Annotated in this window: 5 protein-coding genes; all 5 read right to left on the bottom strand. The window is 66.1% G+C overall.

Annotated features, from left to right (window positions below):
• Window positions 1-143 precede the first annotated feature (143 nt).
• Window positions 144-821: a hypothetical protein gene (locus GCN75_RS28475; RefSeq protein WP_226941627.1), complete on the bottom strand. Its 678-nt coding sequence runs from the start codon at window positions 819-821 to the stop codon at window positions 144-146.
• Window positions 818-2,398: a hypothetical protein gene (locus GCN75_RS28470; RefSeq protein ID WP_152285338.1), complete on the bottom strand. Its 1,581-nt coding sequence runs from the start codon at window positions 2,396-2,398 to the stop codon at window positions 818-820. Before GCN75_RS28470 ends, GCN75_RS28475 begins: the two co-directional genes overlap by 4 nt.
• Window positions 2,399-2,419: 21 nt before the next feature.
• Window positions 2,420-3,625 carry a type II secretion system F family protein gene (locus GCN75_RS28465; RefSeq protein ID WP_152285337.1) on the bottom strand — a complete coding sequence of 402 codons (1,206 nt, stop codon included), beginning with the start codon at window positions 3,623-3,625 and terminating at the stop codon, window positions 2,420-2,422.
• On the bottom strand, window positions 3,625-5,328 hold the full coding sequence (locus GCN75_RS28460) for a GspE/PulE family protein (RefSeq protein ID WP_152285336.1): 1,704 nt from the start codon (window positions 5,326-5,328) through the stop codon (window positions 3,625-3,627). The genes GCN75_RS28465 and GCN75_RS28460 overlap by 1 nt, the downstream gene beginning before the upstream one ends.
• Before the next feature lie 7 nt (window positions 5,329-5,335).
• The coding region (locus GCN75_RS28455) for a tetratricopeptide repeat protein (protein ID WP_152285335.1) at window positions 5,336-6,195 on the bottom strand (860 nt) is incomplete at its 5' end.

Here is a 6,195-nt window from a genome sequence, read left to right as displayed (position 1 = left end):
CGCGGGCGGCCCGTAGCGCTGCGCGTCGAGCTGGGCGCGCTGTTCGGGCGACAGGAACAAGCGTCCCAGCTGGGGCCGCTGTGCCTGGGCCTGGGCCGCGAACGCGGCGCCGGCCAGCAGCGCGCCCAGGACGAAGGCGCGCTTCATGGCCGCCCCAGCACGGGTACGCTGCCCAGGGTCAGCCACAGCAGCTCGCATTCGGCGCCCAGGGTGGGCGTTGCGCCGCTGCCGGCCCCGGCCGATGCCTGGCGCTTGAGCGTGCAATCCTGCACGGCGAAATAGCCGGCCTGGCGCAAATCGTCAAACAGGTTCAGCAAATCCATCTCGTGCAGCATATCCATCTGCAGGCGCATGCGGCTGCCGCGCAGGTGATATTGCCCCATCACCATGGGCAGCGGTACTTGCAGCACTTGCTGGGGGCTGATGTCATAGCTGATCGGCAATAATTTGCGCTGTTCCTGGCTGCGGCGGATGGCGTCGATCCAGGCCAGGCGGTTTTCCTCGCCGATCAGGCCGCGCTGGCGCAGGGCCAGGAATTGCGGTTCGTAGGCGCGGATTTCCTGCTTTTCCGCTTCCGCGTGGTTGAACAGGGTGGCCGCCGCCGCGCGCGTGTGCTGGGCCAGGTCCAGCTGCTGCGCTGCGCGCATGCGGTAGGCGGCGGTCAAGCTCAGCAGCACCAGGCTGGCCAGCAGGGTCAGCGCAAAGCACAGCAGGGCGCCGCGCACCAGGTGCAGCTCGCCCAGCCAGGCGGGCAGGGTGCGCGTGGGTGTGCCGGCCCGCTTCATGCCGGGCAGGGGCGGCTGCTTGACGGGGCCGCTCATGGCTGCCACGCGAGCAAGAGGGTAAAGCGGGCATGGCTGTCCGGCGCGGGCGCGGCACTTTTGCCCGACAGGGCCACGCTGGAGCGTAAATCCAGCGGTGTCTCTTCGATGGTCACCTGCATGCCGGGCTGGCGCACCAGGGTTTGCGCGAAGGCCGTGATGGCGGCCAGTGCCGCGCGGTAGTCATTGTTCGGCATGGCCACGTCCGCTTCCAGGCGCAGTGCCTGCGGCGGCGCGAGGGGAATGCCGGCCAGGGCGCTGCCGGGCGGCCCGCCTTGCTGCTGCTGCTGCTGCTGCTGCTGCTGCTGCGCTGGCTGGCTGCCGGCCGCGCGCGCGGCTGCCTGGCCCGCATGCCAGTGCAGCTGGCTGAGCGCAACTTGCGGCGCCTGGTCCAGCGCGGCGCTCAGCAGGCCCAGCAGCCGGCCCGGTTCCGGCGCCTGACTGGCGATCATCTGGCCCAGGGTGACGGCCACCTTCATGTTCTGCGTCTTGGCCGGCGCGGGCGGCTGCGTCGACATGACGCTGCGGTAGCGCTCCTGGTACGACGCCGTTTCCTGCGCCAGGCGCTGCGTGGCGCCGTCGTCGGTGATGCCACCGAGCAAGTTAATCGCGCACCACAGGGCTGCCGACGCGCCGATCAGTGCGCTGGCGCCATACAGCGTCTTGCGCGCGCGCTGGAAGTGGTAGTAGCGGGCCAGCGCGCCGGGCGGGTAGTGGCTGGGCGGCGGCTGCTTGCCCAGCAAGGTCAGCAGCAATTCGTCGGCCAAGGCGGGCGTCTGGCGCAAGCCCACCCGCGCGCCGGCCAGCTGCAGGTCGATGAAGTGGTAAGCCACTTCCACGCCGTTGTCGCACAGCAGTTCGAGCTTGGCGATCTGCGCGGCCGGCGCCAGGATGACGGTATTCAAGACGTCGCCGCGCGCCAGCATGCGTGTGCTGGTGAGAAATTGCCGCGTTTTTTCCGTTTCCAGCGCGATATTCACGGCCACGCCGTCGAGTGCGATGGTGGCCGTCTGGCGCGAAAAGCGCAGCTGGCCATTTTCGTAATAGCTTTGCCGCAAGCCGCCCGATTGCTGCGTCACCAGCAGCAGGTGTTCGTGCGCGATCGACAGTTTTTTTACGAGGGCGATGCTGAGCAGGCTGGTCGAATAGATGCCGGCCACGGGGACGCGCAAGTGTTCGAGCGCTTCCGTCCACGGCTGCAGCAGCGACGGGTTGGTCAGCGCGAAGAACAGCACCTGGTCGTCATGGCGGCCCGTGCTTTCGCGGCCCAGCAGGGTGCTGCCCCGGTAGGGCGTGTCGCGGTGCAATTGCTGCTTGCGCCGTTCCAGCAGGGCGCGCCCCGCCTTGCCGCGCACGTGGGGCAGCAGCTGGCGCTGGAAATCTTCCTCGATCAAGTCCGTCAGCAGGTAGGCGGGCACGCCTGAGCGTTGAGCCTGCGGATCTTCCAGCCACGCGGCGAAGCCGTCCAGTCCGGCCGCGCTGGCGGGAAAGACGTGGCCGGGCCCCAGCACGCCATGGTTCCAGTCGTAGGCGCACAGGGCGTCGCTGGTGATGTAGAGTAATTGTTTGCGGAACACGGCGGTCTCAGGCCTCGAATCTCAAGTTTTTATCGTGCTGATGGTGTCGTAAATCGGCCCCAGCACGGACAGCATGATCCAGCCCAGCAGCAGGCCCAGGATCACCGTCATGGCGGGCTCGATCATGGCCTGCACTTTTTCGATCAATTCCTTCACTTCGCGGTTGTAGAAATAGCTGACATTGCGCAAGGCCGTGTCCAGCGAGCCCGTCGCTTCACCCACTTTCAGCATGCGGATCACCAGCGGCGGGAAGATGCCCGTGTGCTGGAAGGCGGCGGTAACGCCGTAGCCTTCGCTGATCAGCTGCGCCGCGCGGCGCAGGCCGGCCGCCACCACCTGGTTGCCGGCGATGCCTTCGGACAGGCGGATGCATTCGAGGATCGTGATGCCGGACGCATACATGAGGGCAAAAAACGTGGCGAAGCGGGCCAGGATGATCTTGTGCAGCACGGGGCCGACCAGCCACAGCCGCAGTTTCAGGCCATCCCACGCATGGCGTGCCCTGTCGCTGCGGCGGATGAGCGCGCGCAGGCCGAAGAACAGCAGCACGGGTAAGCTCAGCAGCAAATACCAGTAATCGATGAACACATTCGATACGGCAATGAGCACGCGCGTATGCAGCGGCAGTTCGCCGCCCATGTTGCGGATGAACGCCGTCAGCTGGGGCACCAGATAGATCATCAGGAAAAACGTCACGGCCGCCACGACGATGGCCACGATGACGGGGTACATGACGATCTTGTGCGTCTGCGAGGCCAGCTCATCCTGCCACTTCAGGCTTTCCGACAGGTTCTTGAACACGTCGGCGATCCTGCCGCTCTGTTCGCCCGCCAGTATCAGGCTGGTAAACGTGGCGTCGAAGATGTCGCCATGCTGGGCCAGCGCGCCCGACAGGGGCAGGCCGCCCTCGATGCTTTCAATCAGATCCGTGACGACTTCGCGCAGGCGCGGATGGTCCGTGCTTTCGCGCAAGTCGTTCAAGCCTTCCAGGATGGGCACGCCCGCACCCGTCAATTGCTCCATGTGGAAGCAGAAATTGATGAGGTCGCGGCGGTGGATGATGCGTTTGCCCAGCAGCACCAGATACTGGCCCGTGATCTTGCAGTCGATCAAGTCGAGCTGCATGCGGTGCAGGCGCGCTTCCAGGTCCGGCACGTTGGCCGCCTCCATGCTGCCGGGAATCAGGGCGCCGGCGGCATCCATGGCGCGGTAGACATATTGCGCCATCAGAGCAGCCTTTCCGTCAGGTCGACCACGCGGCCCACTTCTTCCAGGGTAGTCACGCCTTCCCGCACGCGGCGCATGCCGTCGTCGACGATGCCCTTGAAGCCGGCCGCGCGCGCGGCGGCCTTGAGCTCGCGCAAACTGGCGCGGCGCGCCGTCAATTCATCGAGTTCGGCCGTCATCTTGAGGATTTCCATGATGGCCAGGCGGCCCTTGTAGCCGTGGTGCGCGCAGCGCTCGCAGCCCGCGGCGCGGCAGATGGACACGGGCGCCTCGTCCTTGGCCAGGCCCAGCAGGCGGCGCTCGACGTCGTCGGCGATCACCGTTTCCTTGCAATGCGGACACAGCCGGCGCACCAGGCGCTGCGCCACGATGCCGATGATGTTGCCCGCCATGATGTCGGGCAAGATGCCGATGTCGAGCAGGCGGGCCACGGAACCGATGGCCGAGCTCGTGTGCAGGGTGGAATACACCTGGTGGCCCGTCATGGCGGCCGCGAAGGCCATTTCCGCCGTTTCGCGGTCGCGGATCTCGCCCACGAGGATGATGTCCGGGTCTTGCCGCATCATCGAGCGGATGCCGTCGGCAAAGCCCAGCTTGACGGATTCGTTGACGGAGGTCTGGCGTATCATGTTCATCGGATACTCGACCGGGTCCTCCAGGGTCATGATGTTGACGCTTTCCGTATTGATATGGTTGAGTATCGAATACAGGGTGGTGGTCTTGCCGCTGCCCGTCGGGCCCGTCACGAGGATCACGCCGTCGGGGCGCGCGATCATCAGTTTCAACAGGTTCAGTTCCGGCTCGGCCAGGCCCAGCGCGTCCAGCGGCACGATGCCTTTTTGCCGGTCCAGCACGCGCAGCACGACGTTTTCGCCATGCGTGGTGGGCTGCGCGGATGCGCGGAAGTCGATTTGCCGCCCGGAAAACTTGATGCTGATGCGCCCATCCTGCGGCGCGCGCGCCTCGGCGATATTCATGTTCGACATCACCTTCAGGCGCACGGCCATGGCGGGCCAGTACGATTTGTGCAGGCTGCGGATCTGCCGCAAAATGCCGTCGATGCGGTAGCGGATGCGCAGGAACGACTGTTCCGGCTCGAAATGGATGTCCGAAGCGCCATTCTGCACGGCGTCGGCCAGCAGCGCGTCGATCAGGCGCACCATGGGCTGGCTGTATTCGTCCGAGGGCGAGGCCATGCTCTGGTAGCTGACTTCGCCCGTCTCGATTTCATGCAGGATGCCGTCGATCGACAGCTCGAAGCCGTAGTACTGGTCGATGGCGCGCGAAATGTCCGATTCGTTGACGAGCACCGTGGAAATCGTGATGCCCTTGACCAGCATGGCGCTGATCTGGTCGAGCGCAACGATGTTGCTGGTGTCGGCCATGGCCAGGATCAGGTTGTCCGCCTGCCGCTCGTAGACGATGGGAAAGACACGGTAGCGCTTGGCCACGTCTTTCGGGATCAGTTTCAGGGCGATGGCGTCGACCACCAGGCTGGACAGGTCCGCGCTCACCTGTTTCAGGTTTTCGCTGAGCGCCTCGCGCACGGTGGCTTCCGTGACGAAGCCCAAAGTGATCAGCAGCTTGCCCAGCGGTTCGCTGCTGCGCCGCTGTTCGATCAGGGCGATGCGCAGCTGGTCTTCGCTGATCACGCCTTTCTGGATCAGCAACTTGCCCAGTGGAAGTTTTGCCTGTTCTGCCATGTAGCGCTTATTCCTGACGGGTGATGATGATGGCCGGGTCGGCCGGGGCCGGGCCCGTGCTTGCGCCTGCCGCCGGCGCGGGGGCCGCGAGTTCGCGCAAGCGCGTTTGCACCACGGCCTGGTCGAAGGCGGCAGGCGTGGTTTGCGCCAGGGTCAATGCGCGCTGGTAATAGGTGGCGGCCAGCCTGGGCTGGTTCAACCGGTCCAGGCCCACGGCCAGGTTGAAGGCATAGTCGGGATTGCCGGGCGCGGCGCCGTAGGCGCGGAAAAATTGCTGCTGCGCCTCATTCCAGCGGCGCTGCTTGGCGTACACATTACCCAGTGCAAACAGCACGGGAGCGCTGTCGGGGCTGCGTGCCAGGATGGCTTTCAGCTTGGCCTCGCTTTGTACCACGTCGCCCTGGCGCAGGCCGATCAGCCCGGCCAGCGCTTCGCCATCGTCGGGATTGATTTCCAGCAAACGCACGTACAAGGCTGCCGCCTGCGCGCCCTGGTTCTCGCGCAGGGCCACGGCCGCCAGGCCCAGCAGCGCGTCGCGGTTGTTGGCATCCTGCCGCAGCACCGTTTCATACTGTTGGCGAGCAAGGCCCAGCTGGCCCCCGTTGAAGGCCTGGTAGGCTTGCTGCACGCCGGGATTGATTTGCGGCGCGGCCACGCTGCGTTGCACCTGGATCTGGCTGTTGTCGGGCGCGGCCACCGGCGGCAGGCTGGGTGCTGCGGGCGGCGTCATGTGCGCCAGCTGCGCTGCCACGGCGGCCTGGGCCGCCGCCTGTATCATCGCTTGCTGGCTCATCGCCGGCTGGTCCGCCGCACCGGCTGGCTGGCGTGCGTCGCGCGGGTAGTCCGGCGGCAAGGTCGCGGGCGAGG

The organism is Janthinobacterium violaceinigrum, assembly GCF_009208555.1.
Classification (GTDB): Bacteria; Pseudomonadota; Gammaproteobacteria; order Burkholderiales; family Burkholderiaceae_D; genus Janthinobacterium; species Janthinobacterium violaceinigrum.
The sequence above is the reverse complement of the archived record's forward strand: the minus strand, read 5'-3'. Positions and strand labels throughout refer to the sequence as shown.